The organism is Streptomyces argenteolus, from assembly GCF_042902585.1.
Taxonomy (GTDB): domain Bacteria; phylum Actinomycetota; class Actinomycetes; order Streptomycetales; family Streptomycetaceae; genus Streptomyces; species Streptomyces argenteolus.
Window position 1 is genome coordinate 202,644 of the sequence record NZ_JBIBEG010000003.1, and the last position, 26,190, is coordinate 228,833.

23 protein-coding genes are annotated in these 26,190 nt (G+C 72.0%); 11 read left to right on the plus strand and 12 right to left on the minus strand.

All coding sequences use genetic code 11. From position 1 onward, the window contains the following. Positions 1 to 129: 129 nt before the first annotated feature. The 4 genes from ACFY8O_RS13435 to ACFY8O_RS13450 all read right to left on the minus strand — a co-directional run bounded on the left by ACFY8O_RS13435 (position 130) and on the right by ACFY8O_RS13450 (position 4,894). Positions 130 to 471, minus strand: a complete 342-nt coding sequence (locus tag ACFY8O_RS13435; RefSeq protein WP_145805188.1) for a hypothetical protein — start codon at positions 469 to 471, stop codon at positions 130 to 132. 101 nt (positions 472 to 572) lie between these two features. Then, entirely contained in the window at positions 573 to 2,600 is a 2,028-nt protein-coding gene (locus ACFY8O_RS13440; RefSeq protein ID WP_387901502.1) for a sensor histidine kinase, read from the minus strand. Then, on the minus strand, positions 2,584 to 3,306 hold the full coding sequence (locus ACFY8O_RS13445) for a response regulator transcription factor (RefSeq protein WP_387901505.1): 723 nt from the start codon (positions 3,304 to 3,306) through the stop codon (positions 2,584 to 2,586). Before ACFY8O_RS13445 ends, ACFY8O_RS13440 begins: the two co-directional genes overlap by 17 nt. A gap of 295 nt (positions 3,307 to 3,601) precedes the next feature. Beyond that, the gene (locus ACFY8O_RS13450) at positions 3,602 to 4,894 is read right to left on the minus strand and encodes a YeeE/YedE family protein (RefSeq protein WP_387901507.1); all 1,293 of its coding nucleotides are present in this window, start codon (positions 4,892 to 4,894) and stop codon (positions 3,602 to 3,604) included. A 383-nt stretch (positions 4,895 to 5,277) separates the two neighbouring features. Between ACFY8O_RS13450 and ACFY8O_RS13455 the strand changes: the two genes are divergently transcribed. The 3 genes from ACFY8O_RS13455 to ACFY8O_RS13465 all read left to right on the plus strand — a co-directional run bounded on the left by ACFY8O_RS13455 (position 5,278) and on the right by ACFY8O_RS13465 (position 7,134). After that, positions 5,278 to 5,832 (plus strand): SigE family RNA polymerase sigma factor, encoded by a 555-nt coding sequence (locus ACFY8O_RS13455; protein ID WP_387901510.1) that lies wholly within the window; start codon positions 5,278 to 5,280, stop codon positions 5,830 to 5,832. After that, complete coding sequence (locus ACFY8O_RS13460; RefSeq protein WP_387901512.1) at positions 5,825 to 6,409, plus strand: hypothetical protein; 585 nt, start codon at positions 5,825 to 5,827, stop codon at positions 6,407 to 6,409. Before ACFY8O_RS13455 ends, ACFY8O_RS13460 begins: the two co-directional genes overlap by 8 nt. A gap of 131 nt (positions 6,410 to 6,540) precedes the next feature. Next, on the plus strand, positions 6,541 to 7,134 hold the full coding sequence (locus ACFY8O_RS13465; protein ID WP_387901515.1) for a hypothetical protein: 594 nt from the start codon (positions 6,541 to 6,543) through the stop codon (positions 7,132 to 7,134). A 277-nt stretch (positions 7,135 to 7,411) separates the two neighbouring features. Here the strand turns inward: ACFY8O_RS13465 and ACFY8O_RS13470 are convergent, their stop codons facing one another. Beyond that, complete coding sequence (locus ACFY8O_RS13470) at positions 7,412 to 8,101, minus strand: B3/B4 domain-containing protein (RefSeq protein ID WP_387901517.1); 690 nt, start codon at positions 8,099 to 8,101, stop codon at positions 7,412 to 7,414. Positions 8,102 to 8,391: 290 nt separating this feature from the next. Beyond that, the gene (locus ACFY8O_RS13475) at positions 8,392 to 9,225 is read right to left on the minus strand and encodes an EamA family transporter (RefSeq protein ID WP_387901520.1); all 834 of its coding nucleotides are present in this window, start codon (positions 9,223 to 9,225) and stop codon (positions 8,392 to 8,394) included. Between the two features lie 140 nt (positions 9,226 to 9,365). On the opposite strand from ACFY8O_RS13475, the gene ACFY8O_RS13480 reads away from it, so the two are divergent. The 6 genes from ACFY8O_RS13480 (at position 9,366) to ACFY8O_RS13505 (ending at position 16,059) form a co-directional block, all read left to right on the plus strand. Beyond that, positions 9,366 to 9,950, plus strand: a complete 585-nt coding sequence (locus tag ACFY8O_RS13480) for a helix-turn-helix domain-containing protein (protein ID WP_387901523.1) — start codon at positions 9,366 to 9,368, stop codon at positions 9,948 to 9,950. A gap of 441 nt (positions 9,951 to 10,391) precedes the next feature. After that, positions 10,392 to 10,670, plus strand: coding sequence for a polyprenyl synthetase (locus ACFY8O_RS13485; protein WP_387901524.1), 279 nt, complete (start codon positions 10,392 to 10,394; stop codon positions 10,668 to 10,670). Further along, a complete protein-coding gene (locus ACFY8O_RS13490) occupies positions 10,660 to 11,715 on the plus strand; it encodes a polyprenyl synthetase family protein (RefSeq protein WP_387901526.1) in 1,056 nt (351 codons plus the stop codon). The genes ACFY8O_RS13485 and ACFY8O_RS13490 overlap by 11 nt, the downstream gene beginning before the upstream one ends. A 163-nt stretch (positions 11,716 to 11,878) precedes the next feature. Next, positions 11,879 to 13,066, plus strand: a complete 1,188-nt coding sequence (locus ACFY8O_RS13495) for an oxygenase MpaB family protein (RefSeq protein WP_145805212.1) — start codon at positions 11,879 to 11,881, stop codon at positions 13,064 to 13,066. Positions 13,067 to 13,237: 171 nt separating this feature from the next. Beyond that, a complete protein-coding gene (locus ACFY8O_RS13500; protein ID WP_387901529.1) occupies positions 13,238 to 14,866 on the plus strand; it encodes a protein kinase domain-containing protein in 1,629 nt (542 codons plus the stop codon). A gap of 644 nt (positions 14,867 to 15,510) precedes the next feature. Further along, the gene (locus ACFY8O_RS13505) at positions 15,511 to 16,059 is read left to right on the plus strand and encodes a DoxX family protein (protein WP_387901531.1); all 549 of its coding nucleotides are present in this window, start codon (positions 15,511 to 15,513) and stop codon (positions 16,057 to 16,059) included. Between the two features lie 194 nt (positions 16,060 to 16,253). Here the strand turns inward: ACFY8O_RS13505 and ACFY8O_RS13510 are convergent, their stop codons facing one another. The 4 genes from ACFY8O_RS13510 to ACFY8O_RS13525 form a co-directional block, all read right to left on the minus strand. Then, positions 16,254 to 16,973 carry a DinB family protein gene (locus tag ACFY8O_RS13510; protein WP_145805218.1) on the minus strand — a complete coding sequence of 240 codons (720 nt, stop codon included), beginning with the start codon at positions 16,971 to 16,973 and terminating at the stop codon, positions 16,254 to 16,256. Between the two features lie 239 nt (positions 16,974 to 17,212). Further along, positions 17,213 to 17,623 (minus strand): VOC family protein, encoded by a 411-nt coding sequence (locus ACFY8O_RS13515; protein WP_387901533.1) that lies wholly within the window; start codon positions 17,621 to 17,623, stop codon positions 17,213 to 17,215. A gap of 326 nt (positions 17,624 to 17,949) precedes the next feature. Beyond that, positions 17,950 to 18,396: a PPOX class F420-dependent oxidoreductase gene (locus tag ACFY8O_RS13520; RefSeq protein ID WP_145805221.1), complete on the minus strand. Its 447-nt coding sequence runs from the start codon at positions 18,394 to 18,396 to the stop codon at positions 17,950 to 17,952. A gap of 672 nt (positions 18,397 to 19,068) precedes the next feature. Next, complete coding sequence (locus ACFY8O_RS13525; RefSeq protein ID WP_145805224.1) at positions 19,069 to 20,490, minus strand: non-reducing end alpha-L-arabinofuranosidase family hydrolase; 1,422 nt, start codon at positions 20,488 to 20,490, stop codon at positions 19,069 to 19,071. 1,360 nt (positions 20,491 to 21,850) lie between these two features. On the opposite strand from ACFY8O_RS13525, the gene ACFY8O_RS13530 reads away from it, so the two are divergent. Further along, positions 21,851 to 23,281, plus strand: coding sequence for an endo-1,4-beta-xylanase (locus ACFY8O_RS13530; RefSeq protein WP_387901536.1), 1,431 nt, complete (start codon positions 21,851 to 21,853; stop codon positions 23,279 to 23,281). Positions 23,282 to 23,658: 377 nt separating this feature from the next. On the opposite strand, the gene ACFY8O_RS13535 is transcribed toward ACFY8O_RS13530, so the two are convergent. Next, on the minus strand, positions 23,659 to 25,104 hold the full coding sequence (locus ACFY8O_RS13535) for a dihydrolipoyl dehydrogenase family protein (RefSeq protein WP_387901539.1): 1,446 nt from the start codon (positions 25,102 to 25,104) through the stop codon (positions 23,659 to 23,661). Between the two features lie 115 nt (positions 25,105 to 25,219). Between ACFY8O_RS13535 and trxA the strand changes: the two genes are divergently transcribed. Next, on the plus strand, positions 25,220 to 25,609 hold the full coding sequence (gene trxA, locus ACFY8O_RS13540) for a thioredoxin (RefSeq protein ID WP_145805228.1): 390 nt from the start codon (positions 25,220 to 25,222) through the stop codon (positions 25,607 to 25,609). A 155-nt stretch (positions 25,610 to 25,764) separates the two neighbouring features. Here trxA and ACFY8O_RS13545 read toward each other — a convergent pair whose 3' ends face one another. Further along, positions 25,765 to 26,175 carry a hypothetical protein gene (locus tag ACFY8O_RS13545; RefSeq protein ID WP_387901542.1) on the minus strand — a complete coding sequence of 137 codons (411 nt, stop codon included), beginning with the start codon at positions 26,173 to 26,175 and terminating at the stop codon, positions 25,765 to 25,767. Between the last annotated feature and the right edge of the window lie 15 nt (positions 26,176 to 26,190).

Below are 26,190 nucleotides of genomic sequence, written 5' to 3' on the forward strand. Positions count from 1 at the left end.
CCGGGGGGGGGTGGGTTGGGGTGTGGTGTTTTTATCTGGTGGGGGGTGTTGTGGGGGGGGGGGGGGGGGGGGGGGGGGGGGGGGGCCGCGCGGGGGGGGGGGGGGGGGCGCCCCCCCACGGGCGCGGGATCAGCGCTGCGCGGCCGACCTGCGGCGCAGGACATAGGCGCCGCCGGCGAGCGCCGCCACTCCCGCCACCGTGCCGTACAGCGCGGTGTCGCCGGTGCCTCCGGACGCGCGCTCCCCCGCGTCGACGCCGCCACGCGGCATCGTGCCCGGGGGCACGGACTCGGCCGGTACCGGAGTGGCCGCCTCGGAGGGCTCCGACACCGTAGGGGCGGGGGTGGCGGTGCGCTCGGCGGGCACCGGCGTGGGGGTGCCGTCGGCGACAGCCGCGGCGGCCGGGAGGAGGACGGCTCCCAGGGTGACCGCGCTGAGCAGCGCGGTGCGCAGGGTGGGACGAAGGGACATGACTGACTCCGATTCCAGCTCGGCGTTGGTGGTGCCCGCGCACGGATGCGCGTCGGGCGCCGGGCATGCCCTCAGCCTGGAGTGGAGTTGTGAGGAAGCTGTCAGACCGCTGTGTCCATCGCATCAGGGCCCGCCGGGGGGAGCCGCAGGGTGAACACCGAGCCCCGCCCCACCGTGCTGGCCACGGCGGTCGTCCCGCCGTGCGCCTCGACGAGTTTGCGGACGATCGCCAGCCCGAGGCCACTGCCCCCGGTGCGGCGGCTGCGCGACTTCTCGGCGCGCCAGAAGCGGTCGAACACGTGCGGCAGGTCCTCCGGCGCTATTCCGGTGCCGGTGTCCTCGACCTCCACCACGACTTCGTCGCCCCCTGCCGCGGTCCGGGCCCCGTGAGCGCGCAGCGTCACCCGTCCGCCCGCCGGGGTGTGGCGGACGGCGTTGGCCACCAGGTTGCCGACCGCCTGACGCAGCCTCACCGGGTCGGCGTCGAGTGCGGGGGCCGGATGCCCGTCCGCGGAGACCTCGACCGCGAGGCCGACCCCCGCCGCGTCGGCCTGCGCCTGGTGGGCCGCCGCGACGTGTGCGAGCAGTTCTCCGATCCGTACCGGCTCGGGGTGCAGTCGCAGGGCTCCCGCGTCGGCGGCCGACAGGTCCTGGAGGTCGTCGATGATGTGCTGGAGCTGCACCGCCTCCTCCAGGAGCGAGGAGACGAAGGTGGCGTCCGCCTCGGCGACGCCGTCCTGCGCCCCTTCGAGCCAGCCCCGGATGTTGCTCAGCGGTGTGCGCAGTTCGTGCGCGACGTCACTGACCATCACCTTGCGCTGTTCCTCCAGCCGGGCGCGGTGGGCCGACATGTCGTTGAAGGCCGCGGCGAGCCGGCCGATCTCGTTGTCCGCGGCCACCACCACCTCCGAGGGGTCGGCGCCGTCGCGCATGCGCTGGGCCGCTCCCGTGAGCGCGTGCAGCGGCCGTACTAGCCGGACCCCGGCCAGGACCGAGGCGCCTACGGTGAGCGCGAGGACGAGGGCCGCGACACCGATGATCTTCGCCGTGTTCGCGGAGGACAGTTCGAAGCCGGGGACGGCGCCGCCGCCCGGGTCACCGATGAACAGCAGTGCGGGTGAGGCGACGTACGAACTCAGCTGTTCCTGGCGGGCGATGCCGACGCAGGACGCGATGTCGCGGTCGTTCTCGCTGTCCAGCGGCGAGGGGGTGGCGAAGGGCGTCGGCACGGCCTCCTGGGGGACGCTGATGCTCGGCTCGGGCACGGCCACGGGCTCGGGGACGGCGGTGGCACCGGGCTCCTGGGATGTGCTCCACGAGAGGTCGAGGTCGAGCCGTACGGCTTCGCGCCCCTGGCGGTCGAGGCACGCGTTGACGAGTTCGTCGAGCGCCTTCAGCGCCTTCTGCTCGGTCGCGGTGGGGCTGTCCAGCGCGTCGGTCGAGCAGCGGCTGCCGTGCAGCCGGTCCGGATCGCCCACGACCTGGACGCGGGACCGCCCGCTGGGTGCCTCGACGACGTCCGAGGCGATCCCGGAGCGGCCGAGGCATTCCACCGTCTCCTCCGCCGCTCGCCTCAGGGACGCACGTTCGGCGGCGGGGAGCCGGAAGGGTCCCACGGCCCGTGCGTCGATCCGGTCGTCGCCCGGGCTCCTCGCGCCCTCGGCACCGGGTGCCGCGACGGTCACCGACGCCGGCCCGGACCCCTCGCCCGTACCGGCCTGCACGGCCGTGACGGACAGCGGGTCCACGACGGCGGACGGCTGGGGCGGCAGACCCGGCGGCGGGGTGGCCTCGGACGCGTGCGCCGAGTCGGCGATGATCCGGCGTCCGGGGGTGGTCAGGGTGATGCGCCGCCCGGACGTCTCGGCCAGCTCGTCCACGGTGGCACCCACCTCGTCCCAGGTGGGGTGTTCCGCGGCATGGGCGAGCAGGGTGTCGAGGACCCGGGTGTCGGCGGCGAGGTTGCGGCCCTGCTCCTGCTCGATCGCACCGGACGTGGTCTGTACGGCCAGCCAGGCGGTCGCTGCGACCGAACACGCGGCGACGAGAGCCGACACGGCGAGCAACCTGCCGAGCAGGCTCTTGCGGAGCGGCAGTCGCTCGGGGGACCGCTCACCGCGCCGGCGCACGCCCGGCCCCCTTCAGCGGGTCCATGAGCTTGTACCCGACACCGAAGACGGTGAGCAGCCGGACCGGGCGGCGGGGGGCGCGCTCGATCTTCTTGCGGAGGTTCATGATGTGTACGTCCACCGTACGACTGCTGATGTACCGGTCGAAGCCGTGCAGTTCGGCGAGCAGTTGCTCGCGCGTGAACACGCGCTCGGGCTCGGCCGCCATCGCCTCCAGGAGCCGGAACTCGCCCGGTGTGCACTCCACCCGCGAACCGTCGACGGCCACCTCGTGCCGCCGGGGGTCGACGACGAGCGTGCCCACCCTCAGGACGGGGCCTTCCTCACGGACCGCGTCCCGCCGGATGCGGCGCAGGAGCGTGCGCACGCGTGCCATCAGTTCGCGAGGGCTGTAGGGCTTGGTCATGTAATCGTCGGCGCCCAGGTCGAGCCCGAGGAGCAGGTCGTCCTCCGTGGCGCGGGCGGTGAGCATGAGCACCGCCGTCTCCCTGCCCTCGGCGCGCAGGACGCGGACGACGTCCAGGCCGTCGGCGCGCGGCATCATCACGTCGAGCACGAGCAGGTCGGGCTCCCCCTGACGGGCCTCCTCCAGCGCGGAGAGGCCGTCCGCCACCACGGTGACGGCGTGACCCTCGCGTTCGAGGTAACGGCGTACCAACTCGGCTTGCTTCGCGTCGTCTTCCGCGACTATGACGTTTGCGCACACAGGGGGAAGCGTAGAGGAGCCCTGGTCGGCGGCCTCCCTCCCACCCGACCACGCGGAGCGAGGACCCGGGGAGGTTGTTGCCGAGGCCGCACCCCACGCCGGCCCGGATGCGCGTACCCGTCAAGGGTTGCGGGCGGATCGTCCCTGCGGGTTCGCCCGCAACGGGCGGACCGGCCCTGCGGGTTCGCGAGCGGGTGCGGGTGCGTCCCGGCAACCGAACGCCCGGGCCGGCCGCGCCGTCGGGGGCGCGACCGACCCGGGCGGGCCGTCCGTCCGGCGCGCGTGCCGGACGGGTTCAGCAGACGCCGTCACCCGGCTTCGGGTTGCCCAGGCCGAACAGCGGGCGCAGCTTGAGGCCCACCCAGGTGCCGGCCAGGGCGAAGGCGCCCCACACCCAGCCGCTGAGGCTGCCGGAGGCGATTCCAGCGAGGTAGGCGCCGATGTTGCAGCCGCCGGCCAGCCGGGCACCGATGCCCATCAGTACGCCGCCGAGCACGGACGCGGCGGCGGTGCGCCAGGGGATGCCCCGGTGGAGGGCCCAGGTGCCGCCGAGCGCCGCGGCCACCGCAGCGCCGATCATGATGCCGATGTCGGTCAGGCTGTTCTTGTCGGCCAGTACCGGGCCCGCCAGCATCTCGGCGTTGCCGGGCTGCTTCCACCAGGTCCAGTTCTCCGGGGTGCCACCGAGCGCGCCCACCAGTTCCGAGCCCCACAGGCTGAACGCACTCGTGATCCCCCAGGCGCCCCCGGAGACGAGCAGCACGGCCGCCCCGAGCACGGCCAGCACCAGCGCGCCGGCGGCCAGGGGCCAGGAGCCCCGCAGAGCGCGGACGGCAGCGGTGCGGGCCGAGGGAACCGCCCCGAGGGGCGGCGGGTTGCGTCGGGCCTGGACGCGACGCGTGACCACGACCACCACGAGCAGCACGGCGATGGTCACGGCCCATGAGCCGAACCAGCCGATGTGATCGGACAGGACGACCGGTTCCCAGGCGGGAAGGTCCTTCCACAGGTCGAACTGCCAGGCGGCGAGCGTGGCCCCCGCGATGAACCCGCCCAGCGTCAGGAGCACCGAACTCTGCCCCGAACCGACGGCGAAGAGCGTGCCCGAGGCGCAGGCGCCGCCGAGCTGCATGCCGACGGCGAAGAGCAGGGAGCCGAGGACCAGGCCGGTCCCGAGCGGCCCGGCCGAGGGCGCGGGCTGGGAGCCGAACAGGCCGGTGCCCGTGCCGATGATCAGGGCGAACAAGGTCGCCGTGGTGCCGAGCAGCAGGGCGTGCGCGCGCAGCCCCGTTCCGTTGCCGACCGCCATGAGCTGCCGCCAGGCGGACGTGAAGCCGAACCGGGAGTGGAACAGGGCCACACCCAGGCCGAGCCCCACGAGGAGCAGGACGCCCGGCTCGGCACCGTGCGCGCTCCATACGTAGGCGGTCAGAGCCACGGCGAGCAGCCCGGACACGATGAGAGGTGTCCGGCGCACAGGGGGCAGCGGCGGGGCCTCGGGCCTCGGCACGGATGTGGGAGAGGGGACGAACAGGGCGGGCAACGCACGCGGCGGTGCGGCGGGCCCGGCAGGGGGCGCGGTGGTCACGAAGGTCTCCGGGGTGATGCACGACGGACGGTGGCACTGGCTGTCGACGGCGCGGAAACGCGCGCCGGACGGGGACTCAGCGGCAACAGAGACCGTCGTCGACACACCACGCCGACTGCGCGAACAGCGCGTGGCACAACGACGGAACCGATACAGACATGCGTGCGAATATACGGACGGGCTTGCTCCGCTTGCCGATCCGTCTCGCCATGCGGATGCGTTCCCGAGACGCCTACCCCTTCCACCGGGGCGCCGCACCGAGGCCGCCGCCGGGAAGACGGCGGCGAGAACCGGCCCCGAACGGGAGTTGCCGAACGGGAGTTGTTCCCCTTCCTCGCAGCGCTCGGGAACCGCACGGCGGCGCGCAGCGTGACACGAGAATCATGCGACCATCAGATGAATCGCGTTGCGCCCAGGGGGCGCGCGAGCACGAGTTCGACGCCTTCTACGCCGCGAGCGTCGGCCGGCTCATCGGCCAGCTGTACGCGATGACGGGCGACCTGGCGGAGGCCCAGGACGTGGTCCAGGAGGCCTTCGTCAGGGCGTGGGAGCGCCGGGCGGAACTGGATCTGGACGGCGCCCCCGAGGCATGGGTGCGCACGGTGGCCTGGCGGCTCGCGGTCAGCCGGTGGCGACGGGTACGCACCGCGCTCGCGTTCGACCGGCGCCAGGGGCCGCCACCCCCGGTACCACCACCCGAACCGCACCACGTGCTCCTGGTCCAGGCGCTGCGGCGGATTCCCGAGGCTCAGCGACGGGCCGTGGTGCTCCACCATCTCTGCGACCTGACGGTCGAGCAGGTGGCTGCCGAGGCCGACTGCCCCATCGGTACGGTGAAGGCGCACCTGAGCCGGGGCCGTGCCGCGCTGGCACGGCTGCTCGCCGACACCGAGCTGGATCGCCGGACGACCCGCCTGCCGGAGGTACGTCATGGCTGACGAGACCGTGCTCGAAACCCGCCTGGCCGACCTCGCCGCGTCAGGACGGCGGCTGGCGGCGCCGATGGCAGCGGACCGCATCCGGGCGCGTGGCGAGCGGCGCGTGCGCCGCAGACGCGCGGTCCTGGTGTCCGGTGGCGCGCTGCTGGCGGTCGCGGTGGGCGTGGGCGGCCTGTCGCTGACCGGCGTCCCCCGGGGACCGGAGCCGCCCGCGGTCGTCCCGACCTCCACCGCTTCGCCGTTCGCCCCACCGGCACCCGCTGCCGGTGAGGAGTACGCCGCCGAACTGGGCCATGTGTACGGCGCGGTGGTGAAGGGGGACGCGGTGCAGGTCACCGTCGAGCAGCTCCGCTCCGAGGGGGGAACCGCGGCCCCCACCGGCGTGGTGCACACGCTGACCCTGCCCCGGGGGACGCTGGTGGAGACCCGGCGGCTCCTCGACGGCAAGCCCGAGGACGTGGAGTTGGGCGCACTGGTGGACCGACTGGCCTCGAGGCCCCGGTGGGCTTTCGCGATCGACTACGACAGCGAGGGCCGGGTGCACTCGCTGCGGGAGGCGTACTGGCTCACCGGCTGATTTCACTCGGGAGCTCGCGAACCTCCGTGCGGACGGGCGAAATCGGTGCGCCGGTGGTGCAACCCGCAGGGTGGGGCGGCGCGTAGAGGTCATGTATCCGGAACACACCTGATCCGTGGGGGACCTTGACCATGCACGTCACACACCGCCGGACCGCCGTACGCGGGCTCACCGCTCTCGCCCTCAGCCTCGCCACCCTGACCGGGTGCGGCGGTGGAGGTGACGGGCGGACGGACGCCACCGCTCCGGCGGCATCGGCGACGCCCTCCGCCGCCGAGGCGTCGCCGGTCGCCACGCGGAGCGGGGACGCGGCCCCCGACGGCACGCCGTCCCCGGCCGGCGCGGCCTCGGCGTCCTCGTCCCCGGCCGCTGCCGCCCCCTGGGCCGGCACCAAGCAGTTCGTGCAGATCGACGACGCCCGGACCAGCGGCGGAGTGACCGTCCTGTCGGTGCGGCCCGCCCAGAAGAAGGCGCACCCCCAGTTCGAGGCATGGGTCATCGTCCCGGGCGAGGGGCCTTACACCGAGGTGCCCATGGCCGAGGACGCGACGGTGCTGCTGTCCGTCCCGCTCGGCGACGCGAAGCATCCCGCGTCGTACACCCAGGCCGAGTTCGTCGAGCGCCTGGAGACCCGGGCGCCCTCCGCCCCCGCACTCTTCGGGTTCGACCTGAGCTTCGACGGAGAGGGGCGGGTGACCCGGCTGCAGTCGCTGTACACGCCCTGACGAGGGGAGGGTCCCGCCCCGGGTGGCCCGCGACGGCAGCACGGGCGCTCGGCGACGATCGCGCCCGGCCTGTCCGGTCGCCCGGTGCGGCGGCGTGCACCCGCCCGGGCCGAGCCCGCGCACGCCGGCCGCGCTGCGGTCCGCCGCGACGCGGGCCTCCGGCACTCGGCCGGGGAACGAACGCGCACCTGTCACGACCGCCGGGTGGGGCCCCCGCCCCTCCGGCTCAGCCCGCCGGGGGACTCCTGACCGTCGGCCCCTACGACCGCGCCCTGCCTCAGTCGCGGCTCAGGTAGTGCACGGCCACCTGGTCGGCGTGCGGAGCGAGGAGGTCCTGGAGCTCGTGCGCGGCGGTCTCGAGGAGGCCGCCGTCGCGCGTGGCGTGGAGGGTTTCGAGGAGGAAGGCGACACGGGTGGAGTCCTCGGTGACGCGGGTGCGGTGGGCGTCGCGGTGGTTCCAATGGCGGGTCAGGACACCGGCTGCGTCCGTGTAGACGATCTCGCCGGGCTTGGGGTTCTCGATGCTGCCGGGTTCGCCGAGCGGGGTGAACTCCTCCGTGCCGTCGGCGTACCGGATGTCGACGTCCCCGCTGACGTGGTCCAGGTCGAACGCGCCGGCGGGCAGCCCGTGCCGCACGGAGACGGCGTTGTACGAGTCGACGGCCGGGCTGATCCGCGGCATGGCCCCCTTCTTCGCGAACCGGCGGCCGAGAGCGTCGACGCTGGGGCGGATCCGGCGGGGGTTCGTGCCGAAGGACCGGTAGGCGGTGTGCCACGCCTCGATCCTCGCGTCGGTCTCGTCGGCGGGCTGCCAGGAGCCGTCGGCGAGCTGCCGCTCCATGGCCTCCAGGGCACTGACGGTCTCCGGCCAGGGCTCGTGACCGCGCAGACCGATGGCGGTGACCACGGCGATCAGGGTGTCCGGGAAGGCGTCGGCGACGTCAGGGGAGATGCGGAAGGTGGTCATGAAGGGTTTCGCTCCTCGATGGTGCGTACAAGAGGTGGGGGTCAGAGGTCGGGGCCGATGCGGCCCAGGGGACGGGGCCACCGGGCGGCGGGGGACGTCGAGGCCCTGCCGTGAGCGGTCAGGCGGGCGGCGGCACCGGCACGCCGGCCGAGCGGCCGGGCCGTCGCCGTACGTGCATGTGGCCCCCGCCACGGAGAGGGGGCAGGCGCAGCGGTCCGGCCTTCGGCGGCCCAGCCCTTCCGTACGCCTGTGCCCTGGGGCGGGACGAACGTGCTTCACGGTCGAGATCCTCAGGTCAGGGCGAGAAGGCTGACGGCCGCGGCTGCGGTGCCGAGCCCGACGAGCTGGCCCCGTCCGATGCGTTCGGCGAGCACGCCGCGGGCGAGCAGGACCGTGCCGGCCGGATAGAGGGCGGTGATCACGGCGACGACCGCGAGGTCCCCGCTGCGGACCGCGAGCAGGAACAGCAGGTTCGCCACCGAGTCCAGCACTCCGGCAGCCGCCGACATCGCGTACGCGGGCCTCTCCGCGCCCAGCCGGCGATACATCAGGCCCGCCGCGGTCAGGGTGACCAACGAGGAGACCGCCCTGCCGACGATCAACGGGCCGACACCGCTCCCGGACGGCGCCTGATGCAGGAAGATCAGCTGGAGGGCGATCGCCGCGCCGGCGCCGAAGGCCAGCAGCAGCGCCGTACGGGAGGGGCGTCCGCCGGCGCCGTGCCCGGCGCTGACCAGCACCACGGCGGCCAGGGCGAGTGGCAGGCCGATCACCCCGGCGGTTCCCAGGTGCTCACCCTGGAGCAGGCCCACCCCGACGGGGAGCACGGCGGAGACCAGCGCGGTCACCGGGGAGAGCACGTTCATGGGGCCGATGGCCAGGGTCCTGTAGAGCAGGGCGAACGCGGCGGCCGACGCGACTCCCGAAGCCGCTCCCCAGGCGAGCGTCCGAGCGTCGAAGGAGGCACCGAGGAACGGCCACAGCAGCAGCTCGACCGCGAGAGAGGCCGGGGCGGCGATCATCACGGTGCGCAGGACATGGGCCTTGCGGGAGCCGAGTCCACCGAGGAAGTCGGCGCACCCGTAGGCCAGAGAGCTGCCCAGGGCAAGCAGCAGAGCGATCACGGTACATCCCTTACTATGCAATGGAGCGACTGAACAGTACAGTGAACCGACCGGTACTTTCAACCGACCGACCGAACGGTGCATTGCACTGGTCCGCTCGTGAGGGGTGCGGGGCCCCGATCGGGAGGAAGGATGAGGGAATGACCGAGACAGACGCTGCGCTGCGGGCGCTCGCACACAACGTGAGGGGAGCACGCACCCGCGCCGGTCTCTCCCTGGACGAGCTCGGCCGCCGGGCCAAGGTCAGCAAGGGCGCCCTGGTCGCCCTGGAGAAGGCGCAGGGGAATCCGAACTTCGCGACGCTGGTCCGGCTCGCGGACACCCTGGGCGTCTCCGTGTCCGCCCTCATGGAGGGCCGGGCCGAAGGCCGCGTCCGCGTCGTGTCCGCCGAGAGGGTGATGCCCCTGTGGACCGGGGAGCAGGGCAGCGAGGCCCGGCTCATGCTCACCACCTCGGGTGCGGCGCCCACCGAGATCTGGCGCTGGCGGCTGGAGCCCGGCGAGGAGTATCCGAGCCATCCCCACCAGGCGGGCGTCGTCGAGACCGTCAGCGTGACCGCGGGCCGGATGACGCTGGTCGTCGACGGCTCGGAGCACCCCGTCGAGGCCGGCCAGACCGCGACCTTCGACGGGGACTCCTCCCACACCTACCGTGGCGAGGGCACCGGCACCTGCCACCTGATCATGACGGTGCACCTCCCGCCCGGTCCCTCCTCCGCCCCCTGAGCCCTGCGATCCGCGGGTCCGGCCCGTCGGCTCGGCCTGCCGCCGAGGGGCGAACTCGCACATCGGCCTGGCCGACGGATCGTCACCGGGGCGCCTGCGTCGTCCGTCCTCCCGTAGAGGTGCCGTGGTGACCGACGGACGGTGCACCGCACGGAGCATCACCGCCGGACCCGGCATGCGGCGCGCCAGCCCTGCCGGCACCCGGCGCGCGGGTCCTCGGTACCCGTCGGGGACCCGGCGGGGACCCGGCGGGGTCCGGACACGAGGTGCGGCTGCGGCGTTTGACCGTCCCGGAGGCGATCGCGCCACGATCCGCACGGCCGGACGAGACACTCACTCGATGGTGACTTCCTGCGATCCCGTGTCCCGCGCGACGCGATCCTGAGCAGGACGGCGCTCGACCGACGCCGTCCGGATGCGCGTGGGGTGCGGGGAGACGGCATGACGCAGGAGTCACGAAGGCCCGGGGGCCCGGACGGGCAGGCGGTGCTGCTGGTGGCGGGGCTGGCGGATCTCGCGGTGAGCACCGCGGGTTCGGCACTGGGCGCGGTGCGGGGGTTCCTTCGCCGCTCGGACGCCGCCGAGCTGGCGACGGAGGCGGAACGGGACCTGATGGCGCGGGGGCGCCTGGCCCTCGACCGGTACGCCGCGCCTCCCCCGGCCCATCTGGAGATCCTCGCCCGGGCAGCCGTGGAGCGGCGGGCAGCCGATGGGGCCTGACCGCTGGGAGCCGGCCGCGTTCAAGGCGCGCGTCGACGACGTACTGCATGGATTCGTCTCCCAGGAGGCCCGGCGGTTCACCGAGATCGACGCGGCTCTGGGGCCCGTCGCCGAGCAGCTGGAGGCCACGGTCGCGGACGGGAAACGGCTGCGGGCGGCCTTCTGCTACTGGGGCTGGCGCGCGGCGGGACAGCCGGACAGCCACGCGCTGGTACGCGCGGCAGCCTCGATGGAACTGGTGCACGCCGCCGCGGTGGTGCACGACGACCTCATCGACGACAGCCCGTTGCGGCACGGCAGGCCCACGGCACACGTCGCGCTGCGCGAAGCCGTACGCCGGCGGCCACGGGCCGCGGCTGCCGCCGGGTCGCTGGCCATGCTGGTCGGGGACCTGCTGATCGGCCTCGCCGGGGAACTGTTCGCCACCAGCGGACTGCCCGCGGCCTATCTCTCCCGGGCCCGCCCGCTGTGGTCGGTGCTGACACGGGAGCTGATCGCGGGTGAGTGTCTGGAGATCCTGCGCACCGGCAGGAACCCAGACACCGCGGACTCGCTGAAGGTGATCCGGTACAAGACCGCCAAGTACACCGTCGAGCAGCCGTTGTTGATCGGTGGCGCCCTGGCCGGCGCGGGAGAAAGGCTGCGCGGCGGTTTCTCGGCGTACGGAGTCCCGCTGGGGGAGGCCTTCCAGCTGCGGGACGATCTCCTCGGCCTGTTCGGAAGTCCCGAACGCACCGGCAAGGCCAACACCGACGATCTGCGCGGCCACCGGCCCACAGCGCTGCTCGCCGAGACCTGGCGGGCGGCCGACGCGGGCGAGCGACGGCAGTTGCGCGCCCTGCTGGGCCGGCGCGACCTGGGCGAGGAGGGTCTGCACGCGGTACGCGAGGTGATGCTCCGCCTCGACGCCCCCGGCCGCATCGAGGACATGATCGCCGAGCGGACCGAGGAGGCCCTCGGCGTGCTGCACGGGCTGGATGTCCCCTCGCACGCCTCCGACGCCCTGACCACGCTGGCGCACTCCGTGACGGCCCGCAGGTCCTGACCGCAGGAGCATGTGCGTACCCCGGCCTGCCCTCGTCCCGTCGGTGCCCGGACACGTCAACGGGCGCATCCCGCCTGCCCGGCCCGCCCTCACCCGATCGCGATCCCGACGCCGGTCCCGTACCGCTCCCGATCCCCCTCCCGAACAGCACGAGGAGTCCACCATGACCAGTCCCGATGAGGAGTCCGCGAACGCCCTGCGCCGCGTCGGCGACGAGCTCGCGGACGCGACCGTCGCCACGCTCTTCGAGCGAGGGGAGGTGGGAAAGTTCAACACCCTGATGCGCTACGTCTCCACCGTCGGCGCTCCCCTGCCGGACGGACTGCCCGATGTCGCGCGCGAGTACCTGGAAGCCACGGCGGCACCGCCGGACTGGGTGGACTGGGACGAGATGGAGAGGGCCCGGCTGTTCTTCACCGACAACAACGTGCACATCGCCACCGCCCTGTCCTTCGCCTCCATGCCCGCCTGCTACGTCGTGCCCCACGTGGCGAAGTTGCTCTCGGCCTCCCACGGGCTCTCGTACCCCTCCAAACGGATGGCGGAGACCGGCCAGTTCACCGTCTACCTGATGCAGCCGGACGCTTTCGAGGCCGGCAGCCGTTTCGTCCCCGCCGCGCAGAAGGTGCGCCTTCTCCACGCCTCCATCCGCCACCATCTGAAGCGCGGGGGCCACTGGGACTCCGACGCGCTCGGTACGCCGATCTGCCAGGAGGACATGATCGGCGGCCAGATGTTCTTCTCCCTGCTCGTGCTGGACAGTCTGCATCGCCTCGGTGTCCACATGTCGTCGGAGGGCGCCGACGCCTACTACTACGCCTGGCGCGTGGTCGGCGCGATGCTCGGTGTCGACCAGGACGCGGTGCCGAAGACCCTCGACGAGGCCAGGCAGTTCCTCGACCTCTACATGGTCCGGCACATGGGGCCCTCCCCCGAGGGCGCGCATCTGACCCGGCAGCTCATCGACCTCTACGAGGAGGTCGTCCCCGGGACGCTCTTCGACCCGCTGGTGTCCGCGCTGATCCGCCATCTCGTCGGCGACACCTGCGCCGACTGGCTCCAGGTCCCCCGCACCTCGTGGGACACCGCCGTCCGTGCCGTGCCGCACCTGCTCGGTGTACTGGAGTCCATCGAGGACCACTCGCCCCTGGGCGCCTGGGCGTTGGACCGGATCGGCCATCTGACCACCCTCTTCGAGCTGTCCTCGCTCACCCGCGGACGCGTCATGCACTACGCCGTCCCCGAACAGCTCAGGAAGGAGTACGACGTCTCCACCACGGTGCGCCGCACGAGCCGCTGGGTTCCACCGGCCGCGACCATCCCCCGGCGGCCTTCCCACGGGTCCGGATGACTCTCCGCCGTACGCACGTGATCGGCGGTTTCCCCGACGGAACCGCGCGGTTCGCGGTTAAGGTCTCCTGGCCGCTGCATCGCGGCCGGCGGCACCTGCGCGGAGCGGGCCGGGTACGGGGCGACCGGCCGGGGCAAGGCTCCCCCGTCGTGGCGGGACAGGGGGCGGACCATGCGGTGGGAGAAGGCCGAGACGATACGTCCTGGACAGCGGGTGGGCCGCTTCACCGTGCTGGCCGAATTGGCGAGCGGCGGTATGGGCCGGGTGTACCTGGCGCGTTCACCGGGGGGACGCACCGTCGCGCTCAAGACGCTGATCACGGACAGCGCGGACGACCGCAGACGCTTCGCGCGCGAGGTCGAGTGCGCGCGGCGGGTGCACGGGGTGTACACGGCGAGTGTCGTGGACGCGGACCCCGGCGCCGCTGTGCCGTGGATGGCGCAGGAGTACGTACCCGCACCCTCTCTCCGGGATCTCGTGGAGGCCTGCGGCGTACTGGACTCCGACGCGCTGCACTGGGTGGCCGCCGGAATGGCGGAGGCGCTCGCCTCGCTGCACACCGCGGGTCTCGTCCACCGGGACATCAAGCCCTCCAACGTGCTGTTGCCCGTCGAAGGGCCGAGGCTGATCGATTTCGGCATCTCGCAGGCGCACGACCTCACCAGGACCCAGTCCGCCCTGGGCACCGTCGCGTACGCCTCACCCGAGCAGGCCCGGGGCGAGCCGACCGCGGAGGCGTCGGACGTGTTCTCCCTCGGGGCGACGCTCTTCTACCTGGCGGCGGGCCGGCCCCCGTACGCGGACATCGAGCAGCTGTCGGCCATCGAGCTGCTGATGCGGGCGGCCTCCGGCCGGACGGACGTCTCCGGTCTGGACCCGGAACTCCACGGTCTGATCCACCCTTGCCTCGAACCCAACCCGGGGATGCGGCCCACACCGGCCGAGCTCGTCTCGTACTGTGCCGGGCACCTCGGGACGGGTCCGGCCGGCCGGGCGGGTGGCGGTGTGCTGGACGCCCGGTGGACCGCCGCCATCGAAAGGCATCGTGCCGAGCGGACCGACGCGCTGCGGGCCGCGATCCTTCACCTGGGCGAGGACGGCCCGGCCGCGTCCGCTTCTGCTGAGGCGGGGCGGGAGGAAAGGACCCGGCCGGCACCCTCACCGCCCCCCACCGCCCGCCTCACCGGCCCCGCGCGCACGGGCGTGCTCGGGCGCGTGCGACGGCCACGGGTGCTCGCGGGCGTGTCGGCCGTGGTCGCCGCGCTGGTCGCGTTGCTGGTGTTCCGCCCTTGGGAGGATGCGGGGAGCACGGGCCGGGCGGGCACCCCCGATCTGCCGGTGCGCATCCTCGAAGTGGAGAGCGAGCAGCCCGGGGTCTGCCCCGACGGCGAGGCGACGTCGGCCGACGGCTTCGCTACGCCGCGGCCCGCGGTGCCGTCCGGCCGGGGCTTCACCTCCGACGACCGCAAACTGTGCGTCGTCGTCTCCACCGCGCCGGGAATGACGGTGAACAGGTTCCGGAACGTCACGGCCTTCGAGGACACGGAGGCGGGCGGTCAGGGCGGATGGTCGGTGCGGGTCGAGTTCGGGGACCGCGACGCCGAAGCCTTCGCCGAACTGACCGGCAGGGTGGCGGGCCGGTCCGGGGACTCGGACTCGCTGGCGGTCGTCCAGGGGGACGACCGTCTGCTGGTGAAGGTCAGGATCATCGGTTCCATCACAGGCGGCGAGGCCGTGATCGCGACGCGACTCGGGCGCAATCAGGCCGCGTTCCTCGCCAGTGCCCTCGGCGCCGAGTGAGCGGTCAGGTCACGACACACCCGGTCCGGAGGGCTACGGCGTGCGGGCCGATGACACCCGCACCCTCGGCGCGGGCCACCGGCAGAGCCTGATCCGTGTCGGCGGGTCCGCGAGGAAGCGAGCAGACGCGGTCCGGTCGACCGGTCCACGGCGGGTCCGGTGAGCAGGAGTACGACCCTCACGCGCAAGCGGTCCCGCTCGGGCGTTGCGGTGGGGATCGACGGCGGACCACGGGAGCCGGGCCGGCGCGGGATCATGGTGCTCAGCCGTGGCGTCCCTCCGGTGCAGAACGGGGGGTGCAGGGCGGCCGGGCGATGACGCCAAGGCTTGTCATCCCGTCACACGGATTTCCGCCGATGCACCGCCGGACCACCCCGGCCCCCGCCTTCCGCCGTCGGCCTCCCGAACGGCCGCTTTCAACCCATGCGCCACGTCGCACCCGTGCCCCTCCCGCCGCTCCACCGAAAACCCTGCGGGGGGTGCCGCGCCGGAGGCGGTCGCCGTTCGGAACCGGCACCGCAGACAGAGCGCCGCGCCGCGACGCGCCACGGACCGACATTGTTGAAGTTTCACGCAGATGATACGTTCGACTAATAGCTTGAACATTCAAGCTTTCCTTGTCCGCAACAGAGAGACCAGCGCGCATGTCTGCCACCCTCCGCACGACCGACTCGCCCTCCGGCACCGCACAGCTCAACGGCACCTCGCCCCACGCCTACGACGGCGGACTGCTCCTGCTGCGTCTGGCGCTCGGCCTGACCGTTGCCGCGCACGGGGTGCAGAAGCTCTTCGGCTGGTTCGGTGGCGGTGGACTCGAGGGCACCGGCCAGTTCTTCGAAATGAGCGGCTACCCGGCCGGCGAGACGATGGCTCTGATCGCGGGCCTCAGCGAGACCCTCGGCGGACTCGCCCTCGCTCTCGGGCTGCTCACACCTCTCGCCGGCGCCGCCGTCTTCGGCACGATGATCAACGCGCTCGCCGTGAAGTGGGGCGGCGGCTTCTTCGCACCGCAAGGCGTCGAGTACGAGCTCCTTCTCGCCGTGGGTGCGGCCGGGCTGGCGCTCACCGGGCCCGGACGGCTCGCGGTGGACCGTTTCCTCCCTGGTCTGCGTGCACACCGTCTCGGATACGGGGTGGCCGCCGTGGCGCTCGGCGCGGTCTCGGCCGGGCTCGTCCTTCTCATCCGCAACTGAGCCCTGGCCTCTCCGCGACCGGACACCGGACCGTCCGGATCCGGCAGGATGCCCACCGAGCCGCCCCTCGCCCTCGGAGCGGCGCGAGGGAGGGGCGGCGCAGGCGCTTGCCCCTACGGGCGCGAACTCAGCCCCGGAGGAGGAGGCGAGGACCCGCCCCCGGCCCGCCTGCGAAAGTGGCGCGCCCTCCGCGCCTACCTCCGGGGTCCGGAGCGGGTCCGCCACAGGTCACGGAGCAGAGCGATCTCGGCCATGTGGTGGATGAATTCGAGGTTGGCCCCCGCGAGCACGGTGATGAAGGGGTCGTCGGGGTCGGAGCCGTACGGATACTGCGAGAACCCGACCGTGTCGAGCTGTTCCTCGGTGACGACGGCCACGCTCTCGCGCCAGCGGTCGATCAGGGCCCAGAACCGGTCGAGCCCCACGGCGGCGGAGGGGGTGAAGTCGACCAGGAAGTTCGGATCCTGCCGTCGTTCGCCGAACGTCCACTCCCACTGACCGGCGAAACAGGAGTGCAGGTGCCCCAGCCGCCAGGCGATGGTGGTGAGGGGCACGTCGTCGGGCTCCGGCTCGCCCACGTGCGCGAGCACCTCCTCGACCCGCTCGACGCCGACGCTCCAGTCCTCGGCGATCTTGGCGACCGTCATGCCACTCGCGGCCTGCCGGGCGATCTCGGCGTACTCGTTCGCCGGGATGTCCGGAGCCCCCTTGTCCAGCACCCACTCCCCCGGACCGTACGCCCTGGGCGTGGGCGCCTCGCCCCGGCGGCGGACGGACCAGGAACCGGGCGCCGGCTCCCAGAGGTACTCCTCGTCACCGAGCCCCGTGAGCCTCACCTGAGCCATTTCCCTGGCCTGGTCGAACTGGTCGAGCAACAGGCCCAGACGGTCGGTCCGCGGTCCCTCGGTCTCCATACGTGCCCTTCCCGTCACGATCCACCTCGCCGCGCCGCACTCCGTCTCGCGGCGCCCGGAGGGAAGTTAACCGCTCACTGGGTGGGGCGCGAACGAATTCCTCGCGTACGAGGCGGAGTCCACGCAAGGACGGCGTCCGGGACCACGCCGCACCGGCCGGGCGTGACCGGCGGCAGCCGCCCGTCGGTGGGGTGCGGGCGAGTGGGCCACGCGCTCGCCGGCACCCCCCACCGGGGGCATCAGGCGTTCTGCCCGCTGATGTTGACCATCCAGGCGATGCCGAACGTGTCCGTGCACATGCCGAACACATCACCCCACATCTGCTTCTCCAGCGGCACGGAGACGTTGCCGCCCGTACTCAGCTTCTCCCAGTAGCCACGCAGCTCGTCCGGGTCGTCGCCACTCAGACTGACGGCGAAGTTGTTCCCGGCCTGGTGTTCCGTCCCCGGGGGATTGTCCGCGCCCATCAGCGTGAAGCCGGCGGGCGTCTCGAGTGTGCCGTGCATGATCTTGTCGCTCTGCCCGGCGCCCCCGCCCATGTCACCGAAGGTGTGGAGTGTCAGGTCGCCGCCCAAGACGCTCTTGTAGAACTCCATGGCCTGCCGTGCGTCGCCGGCAAAGCTGATATACGGGTTGAGGCGAGATGCCACGATTTTTCCCCTTTCATGACGGATGGTCAGCGTCGGCAGCCTACGCGCGCGAGGGGAGAATTCGGACGAGCCGCAGGCCCTCGGTCGCCCGGCCGGTCGATCCCCGCCCTGGGACGGTTTCGACCTGGTGCACGTCGTCGAGCGCGCCGCGGCGTCCCATGTGCCAGGCGCTCCGCCCCGGCGGCGTACCGCTCCTGAAAACGCCGACCCGGGCCTTCAGCTGTGCCCGGACGAGTCGGGACCCGAGCCGCGGCCGGCCAACCGTCTGCGAGGGGATCCGTGAACACGTGCCAGGTGGCCCGGTCCCGGATGCCGGGTGGCGCCGGTCAGGGCGCCGGAAGGGGCCCCCCGGGCCGGAAGCGCTCGACGCCCACGATGTGCCGCACCTTCGTCGGGCGCACGATCACCCCGATCCGCCGCTCGCCCGGCATGGTCCACTCGAACCGCTCGCTGCCCAGGTACTTCCGGGCCAGCCGGTCCATCCGGTCGTGAGCTTCCGCACCTTCGACGAAGCGGACCACCTCTCCCCTGATCTGTACGCGATCGAAGGGATTGCCCGCGTCCGCGTGCGAGAGGTAGACGCGAGGATCTCTGCGCAGGTTCTCCTCCTTCACCCGGCCTGCCGAGGTGTTGAACGACAGCTCGTTCTCGCCCTCCAAGTCGACCCACATCGGGCTGACTTGCGGCGCACCGTCGGCGAGCACGGTGGCGACGTACCAGATGTGCGCAGCTCGCAACCGAGCACGAACCGCTTCGTCGAAGCTCACAGTCATCTTGGGAGGCTACCCATCATGAGCGACGCAAACGGCGCAGTGGGGCCCACCGCTGCCCGGCCCGGTGAGGCCCCTCCTCCGGTGGCCGGCCGCGATCGGAGGGCGTAGCCGGTCATGCGGTTCCCGTGTCAGCGCACCGCGTCCCGCAGCCGGCGATGAGGCCCGGTCGGCCCGCGGTCCGTTCCAGCAGGGCGAGGGCGGTCTCGCCCTCACGCCCGGCTTCCGCTTCTCCCCCGACGGCACGCTGGACCGCTACCTGCGGCTTCCCTTCACCCTCCCACCCGAAGCCCTCGGCACCGCGGTCGACCGACTCACCGAAGCGCACGCGGCCCTGCGGAACACCGCCTGACCAGCCCGCTCGTCGGGAGTCGTCCAGGACCTCGCCTATCCCTGCGGAACGCGCCTGCCCTCGGATGTCTTCAGCGACCACGGTCAAGGACAGACCCCGAGCCGCACTCCGACCGAACACGGCCGTGCGCTGCGGACCGGCCCGACGCGCCCTCCTTCGACCGGCCGTCGCGTGGGCACCGGGAGGTGAGAGGAACCCCGGCCGCCGGACGGCCGGGGTTCCTCGAGGTGGTGCCGGTCAGCAGGTGGAAGGGGCCCCGCGGTGCGCCGCTCGGCACCCGCCTACCGCCCGCACCCCACCACGGTCACCGTGCATCGGGAAGGTCAGCGTTGCAGGGTGAGCACGCCCGGCCGCCAGGGCAGCCGGTTGTATTCGCCGCCCGCGTTGGGGTCCTTGCCCTGGTAGAGGAACTGGAGGTTGCAGGGGTCGATGGTCATGGTCTGGTCGGGGTTGTTGCGGACCAGGTCACCGTGGCTGATGTCGTTGGTCCAGGTGGCGCCGCTGTTGGCCTTGCCCGCGAAGGGGTTGCTCTCGCTGGTGGCCTGCGGTGTCCAGGACCCGTTCAGGCTGGAGGCCGTGAAGGAACGGAAGTAGCGCCCGTTCGCGCCCATCGCCTCGACGATCATGAGGTACTGGTTCTGGCCCTGGACCTTGTAGACCTGGACGCCCTCGAAGAGGTTGGCCTTCGTGTCGCTCATGATCGTCGTGTACGACGATCCGAAGTTGCCCGGGAAGTTCCCGATCGGCATGCTGGCCCGGTAGATCTTGCCGTTGTCACCGGCGAAGAACAGGTACATGTTCTGGCCGTCGGCGATCAGGGTCTGGTCGATCGGGCCGGTGTCCGAACCGGAGATGCTCCCGGTGAACAGGGACTGCGGGGAGGACCAGCCGTTGGGGTTCGTGGGGTCGCTCGACGTGCGGTACATGAAGGGGGACGCACCCCACTGGTACGCCAGCACCCAGATGTTCTTGGGCGCGAAGTAGAACAGCGTGGGGGCCACCGCGGCCTGGTTCATTCCGGTCTGGCCGGCCGATGCCATGTCCGACCAGTTCGTGAAGGGACTGAACACCATCGAGCCGTACGACGATCCCGACACGTTCGAGGCATAGACCAGGTGCTTGCCGTTGTGCGTGACGGTGGTGAAGTCCTTCACCGCGGCCCACCCGTTCGCAGGCTGGGCCAGCACGCCCGTCGACGTCCAGCGGTACGTCGAGGGAAGAGCACACGTGCCCCCCGTCGGCGGCGTCCCGGTCAGACCGGACCACTTCTGGTTGCTGCCGCCGTTGCACGTCCCCAGCTGCACGGCCGTGCCGTTGGCCGTGCCGCCGCCCGCGGTCTCCAGGCACAGCCCGGACTCCACTCCGACGACCGTGCCGTCGGTGTTCACCCGCCACTGCTGGTTCGCGCCGCCTGAGCAGCCCCAGATCTGCACCCGGGTGCCGGCTGTGGTGGCGTGACCTGGCACGTCCAGGCACTTGTTGCCGTACACGGTCAGCTGGTTGGCGTCCGTGAACGTCCACTGCTGGTTGGTTCCGTTCCAGCAGTCGTAGATCTGCAGGTACGTGCCGTCGGTCTGAACGGCGCCCGGTACGTCGAGACACCGGCCCGAAGCAGCGCGCAACGCACCACTGGCAGCCGCCTGAGCCGGGTGGGCGACGAGCATCGCCGCCAAGGCGGCCAGGGCCGCGACGACGGCCGCGAGCGCCGCGGACGGATGCCTGCGGCGGAAACTTCCTCTGTGCATGGGCTACCTCAACCTTGATCAGGCGACTCCGGTTGGCCTCGTCGGAGGTTGCCCGGACTGTCGGTGTGGGGCGATGTGCAGTGGTGTGTGAGCACCGCGGCACACCGCTTGTGTCCCCCGGCCCTTCTCGTACGTCCGGAAGCCCGGCGTCGCCCGGCGCCTCCGGGCGACCTACGTGCGGAGGGGGAGGCGCGGACGACCGAGCGCCCTGATGGCAGGGGGCGAAGAGAGCGATGTCTGGGCATTGTCGAGGTCATGACATAGAAGCGGACAACTCCTCGCGTCATCACGTTCGGACGGCGTGACCCGGCATCACCCTGCTGTGCGGTGGAGCGATTCGAAGTGTTCGTTATTTCGAACAGCTGTCGAAGTATCGAGCGACCCTAATGATAGGGAGCCGGTGAACCACGTCAATACTTCTCGCAAGTGTCGCTTTGAATACCGAAACATGTACGGGGAACCCATGGACCGGAGGCCGCCCGCCCCACGGACCGACGGTCGCGTCGCGCCCGGGAGGGCACAGAAGCGGAGGCAGGGGGTGCCACCCACACGCCACAGGGCTCACGCCGGCACCGCACCGCGATGCGGCTCCCGGGCCTGCGGCACGGACCGGCGTACCACTTCCCCCCGCGCGGCGACGGGCGGAACCCGTCCCCGGCACGGGCACCGCCGACCTGCTCGTCGAGGCCGGCGCACGCCCTGCGGGCCGCACGGCGCAGACCTGGCGGGCTCCGCCACGTTCCGGGCGGAGCGCCGACGCACGAGGTTACGCATGCAGGCACCCCTCGACCCGATCGAGGAAACGCCAGGTCACAGGCTGCGAAGAAACAGCAGCTACCGGCAGTCGGATCTCCCGGCCACCCGTACCCAGGCTCACCGCCCACCCCGCGAACACTCCCCCCTCCCCGGATGGCCGACGCATCGAGCCGGCCGGAACAACTTCGGAGTTCGCAGCACCGCACGCCGGCCCGACCGCGCCGCAGGGAGGACGAAAGCTTCGGGAGAGGCGTCCGGACATCCGCCCTGGACCCAGCTCCACGGCGTCGGACGGCGACGGCACCGGCGGCGGAATTCGACTCCTGAAGATTCGAAAGTTTCGGAGTAGGGACAAAAACTTTTCTTGTGCGGAGCATTGACGATGCATCGTCAATGCCTCAATCATTCCTGTCGAGAAACCGGCCACAGTTCGACACTCCGAACCACACGCCGTCAGGAATTGATGCTGTCCAGGCGCAGGTCCGCCCCGTGTGCTGTGCGCCTGCCGGTCCGCCCGCCTGTCCATCCGTCCGCCGCACAGGAGAGAACGACGTAATCCCCCGCGCTTCAGTCCTTCCGTGATGTCCACCTTGGAGGCACAGTCATGGGCTCGTACGCCCTTCCCGGATCCTCACTCCGCCGGAGAACCCGCAGCCTGCTGCTGGCGTTGCTCGTCAGTGCACTCGGTGCGGTCGCCGCACTGGCCGTACCCCCGAGCGCACACGCCGCCGAAAGCACGCTCGGCGCCGCAGCGGCGCAGAGCGGCCGCTACTTCGGTACCGCCATCGCCTCGGGCAAGCTGGGCGACTCGACGTACACGACGATCGCGAACCGCGAGTTCAACTCGGTGACGGCCGAGAACGAGATGAAGATCGACGCCACCGAACCGCAGCGGGGGCAGTTCAACTTCACCGCCGCCGATCGCGTCTACAACTGGGCGGTGCAGAACGGCAAGCAGGTGCGTGGCCACACCCTGGCCTGGCACTCCCAGCAGCCGGGCTGGATGCAGAGCCTGAGCGGGAGCACACTGCGCCAGGCGATGGTCGACCACATCAACGGCGTGATGGCCCACTACAAGGGCAAGATCGCTCAGTGGGACGTCGTGAACGAGGCCTTCGCCGACGGCAGTTCAGGAGCCCGGCGTGACTCCAACCTGCAGCGGTCCGGCAACGACTGGATCGAGGTCGCCTTCCGTGCCGCCCGCGCAGCCGACCCGGCCGCGAAGCTCTGTTACAACGACTACAACGTCGAGGACTGGACCTGGGCCAAGACCCAGGCCATGTACAACATGGTCCGGGACTTCAAGCAGCGCGGCGTCCCGATCGACTGCGTCGGCTTCCAGTCGCACTTCAACAGCGGCAGCCCGTACAACAGCAACTTCCGCACCACCCTTCAGAACTTCGCCGCACTCGGCGTCGACGTGGCCGTCACCGAGCTCGACATCCAGGGCGCCCCGGCCTCGACCTACGCCAACGTGACCAACGACTGCCTGGCCGTCCCGCGCTGTCTCGGCATCACCGTCTGGGGCGTGCGCGACACCGACTCATGGCGCTCGGACCAGACACCGCTGCTGTTCAACGGCGACGGCAGCAAGAAGTCGGCCTACACCGCCGTCCTCAACGCGCTCAACGGCGGTACCACGACGCCCCCCGCGGGTTCCGGACAGATCAAGGGCGTCGGTTCGGGCCGCTGCCTGGACGTGCCCAGCTCCAGCACCACCGACGGCACCCAGCTCCAGCTCTGGGACTGCCACAGTGGCACCAACCAGCAGTGGGCGTACACCGACGCAGGAGAGCTCAGGGTCTACGGCAACAAGTGCCTGGACGCCGCCGGCACCGCCAACGGCTCCAAAGTCCAGATCTACAGCTGCTGGGGTGGCGACACCCAGAAGTGGCGCCTCAACTCCGACGGAACCATCGTCGGCGTCCAGTCCGGCCTCTGCCTCGACGCCGTAGGGACCGGCACCGCCAACGGAACCCTGATCCAGCTCTACTCCTGCTCGAACGGCAGCAACCAACGCTGGACCCGCACCTGACCGGGGCCTGCCACCGAGCAGAGACCGAGATCCCGTCGGTCTCCTGACGCCGCCGGCGAGGATCGCCCGGCAGAACTCTCCCTGGAGCGAGTCGCACGGCCCCACCGTGCGGGAGATCGGTCCCCCGATCCCGACTCGCCCCAGACCTGATGGCCGGCCGCCGCAGCTGCCGGCCATCAGCTGCGGCATCCCACACCTGCCGGTCGTCCGCCGGCGCGAGGACATGCCCGCCCACAGCCTCGGCTGCGGTGAGGACGTCCTCGCGCCGCGGCGCCCGGGGAGGATGCCGCAGCCGGCATCCGGGAGGAACGGCGGACGCCGATCAGCAGCGTCCGCACCGGCCGCAGGCACGCGCCCGGACCGCACCAGCTCTCTCCTCAGCCGCGGTACGTCTCCAGCAGCCGGAGCCACACCTCACTGATCGTCGGGTACGCGGGCACGGCGTGCCAGAGGCGTTCGATCGGCACCTCGCCCGCGACAGCGACCGTCGCGGAGTGCAGCAGTTCCCCGATGCCCGGGCCGACGAAGGTGACGCCCAGCAGGATGTCGCGGTCCAGGTCGACGACCATCCTCGCCCGGCCCGTGTATCCCTGCGCGTACAGGCCGGACCCGGCGACGGACGCCAGGTCGTAGTCGACGGCGCGCACCCGGTGGCCGGCCGCTTCCGCCTCGGCGAGTGTCAGGCCGACCGAGGCCGCCTCCGGGTCCGTGAACACCACCTGCGGGACCGCCGCGTGGTCGGCCGTGGCCGCGTGCGCGCCCCAGCGGTCCGTCTCCAGCAGAGGGGTCTCCTGCGCGCGGGCCGCGATGGCGGCGCCCGCGATCCGGGCCTGGTACTTGCCCTGGTGGGTCAGCAGCGCGCGGTGGTTGACGTCGCCGACCGCGTACAGCCAGTCGCTGCCCTCCACCAGGCAGCTGTCATCCACGGCGAGCCAGGAGCCGGGGGTGAGTCCCACCGTGTCGAGGCCGAGGTCGTCCGTGCGGGGAGCCCGGCCGGTGGCGAAGAGGATCTCGTCGGTCTCCAGGCTCTCCCCGTTGTCCAGCTCGACGGTGACCGGGCCGTCGGCTCCCGCCCTGCGTACGCTCTTGGCCGAGACCCCCGTGAGGATCCGGGCGCCCGCCTCGGTGAGGGCCTCGGCGACCAGGTCGCCGGCGAACGGCTCCATCTTGGGAAGCAGCCGCTTGCCCCGGACGAGCATCGTCACCTCGGCGCCGAGCCCCTGCCAGACGGTGGCCATCTCCACGCCCACCACTCCACCGCCCACGACGACGAGCCGGCCGGGCACCTCCTTGGCGCTGGTCGCCTCGCGGCTGGTCCACGGGCGTACGTCCGCGAGGCCCGGCAGCGCGGGCACGACGGCCCGGCTGCCCGTGCAGACGGCGACGGCGTGCCGCGCGGTGAGGTGCCGCTCCGACCCGTCCTCGGCGGTCACCGACACCTGGCGCGTTCCGGTCAGCCGGCCCTTGCCGCGGAAGATGTCCGCGCCGATGCTGTCCAGCCAGGCGACCTGGCCGTCGTCCTTCCAGTGGGAGGTCTGCTCGTCGCGGTGGGCGAGGACGGCGTCCGCGTCGAGGGGTCCGCCCACCGCGCCGCTCAGCCCCGGCACCCGGCGCGCGTCGGCGCGCGCCACGACCGGGCGCAGCAGCGCCTTGCTGGGCATGCACGCCCAGTACGAGCACTCACCACCGATGAGCTCCGACTCGATCACGGCTGTGCTCAGTCCGGCGGCCCGAGCCCGGTCCGCCACGTTCTCTCCCACCGGGCCCGCCCCGATGACCACCACGTCGTATTCGTCGTTCTGTGCACGATCAGCATCAGTCATGGGAACAGTGTGGGCATGGGTGTGCCCCCCGGCCACATGGGCAGGCGGAATAGCGCAAGAGACGTCACCGTTGTGCCGGACAGGTCCGAACGGTCCCAGGGAGAGGTAACAGAGTATGAGCACCGTAGAGCTCACCAAGGAAAACTTCGATCAGGTCGTCAGCGACAACGAATTCCTCCTGATCGACTTCTGGGCTTCCTGGTGCGGTCCGTGCCGGCAGTTCGCCCCGGTCTACGACGCGGCGTCCGAGCGCCACCCCGACCTGGTCTTCGCCAAGGTCGACACGGAGGCGCAGCAGGAACTGGCGGCGGCCTTCGAGATCCGGTCCATCCCCACGCTGATGATCGTCCGTGACAACGTGGCGGTCTTCTCGCAGCCCGGAGCGCTCCCCGAGGCAGCGCTCGAGGACGTCATCGGTCAGGCGCGCAACCTCGACATGGACGAGGTACGCAAGTCGGTCGAGGAGCAGAAGCAGGCGCAGCAGGCACAGCAGGAGCAGCAGTAGTCCCTGTACACCTGCGGCACAGGTGACGAGGGCCCGGCCGATCGGCCGGGCCCTTCGTATGTACGGGCACGGCCCCCGGCACCGGCCGGCACGAGCCGCTCACGGCGCGCCGTCACGCACGGCGCCGGCCCACGCTCCCCGCAGCGCGCGCCGGCTCAGCTGCTCCCGGGCCGGTCGCCGGGGTCCGCTCCGCGCTCCGCTCCCGGCTCCCCTCCCGCGTCGGTCCGCTCCGCCTCCGGGTCCCCGCCTCCGCCTGTCCGCGCCGGCTGCCCCGCCCCGCCGTCCTGCTCCGGTTCCTCCCTGCCGCCGATGCGCTCGGCGATCCTCACCGTGAGGCCGTAGTCCAGCTCGCGTCCGTCCACGAGCAGGGCCTCCACCGTGTGCGAGGCGGGGTCGATGTCCGCCTCCAGGCCTTCGCCGGCATAGCGCGGGTAGCCCGACCTGCCGGTCCTGCCGGTGGCCGCCACGACCGCGGAGCGGATGGCGGTGACCGGGTCGGGAGCTCCGGCGTCGGGGTCCTCGGGCTCCGGGAACAGCAGGATCTCGTAGCTCTGCGGATGACTCATGCCGACGACGCTAGA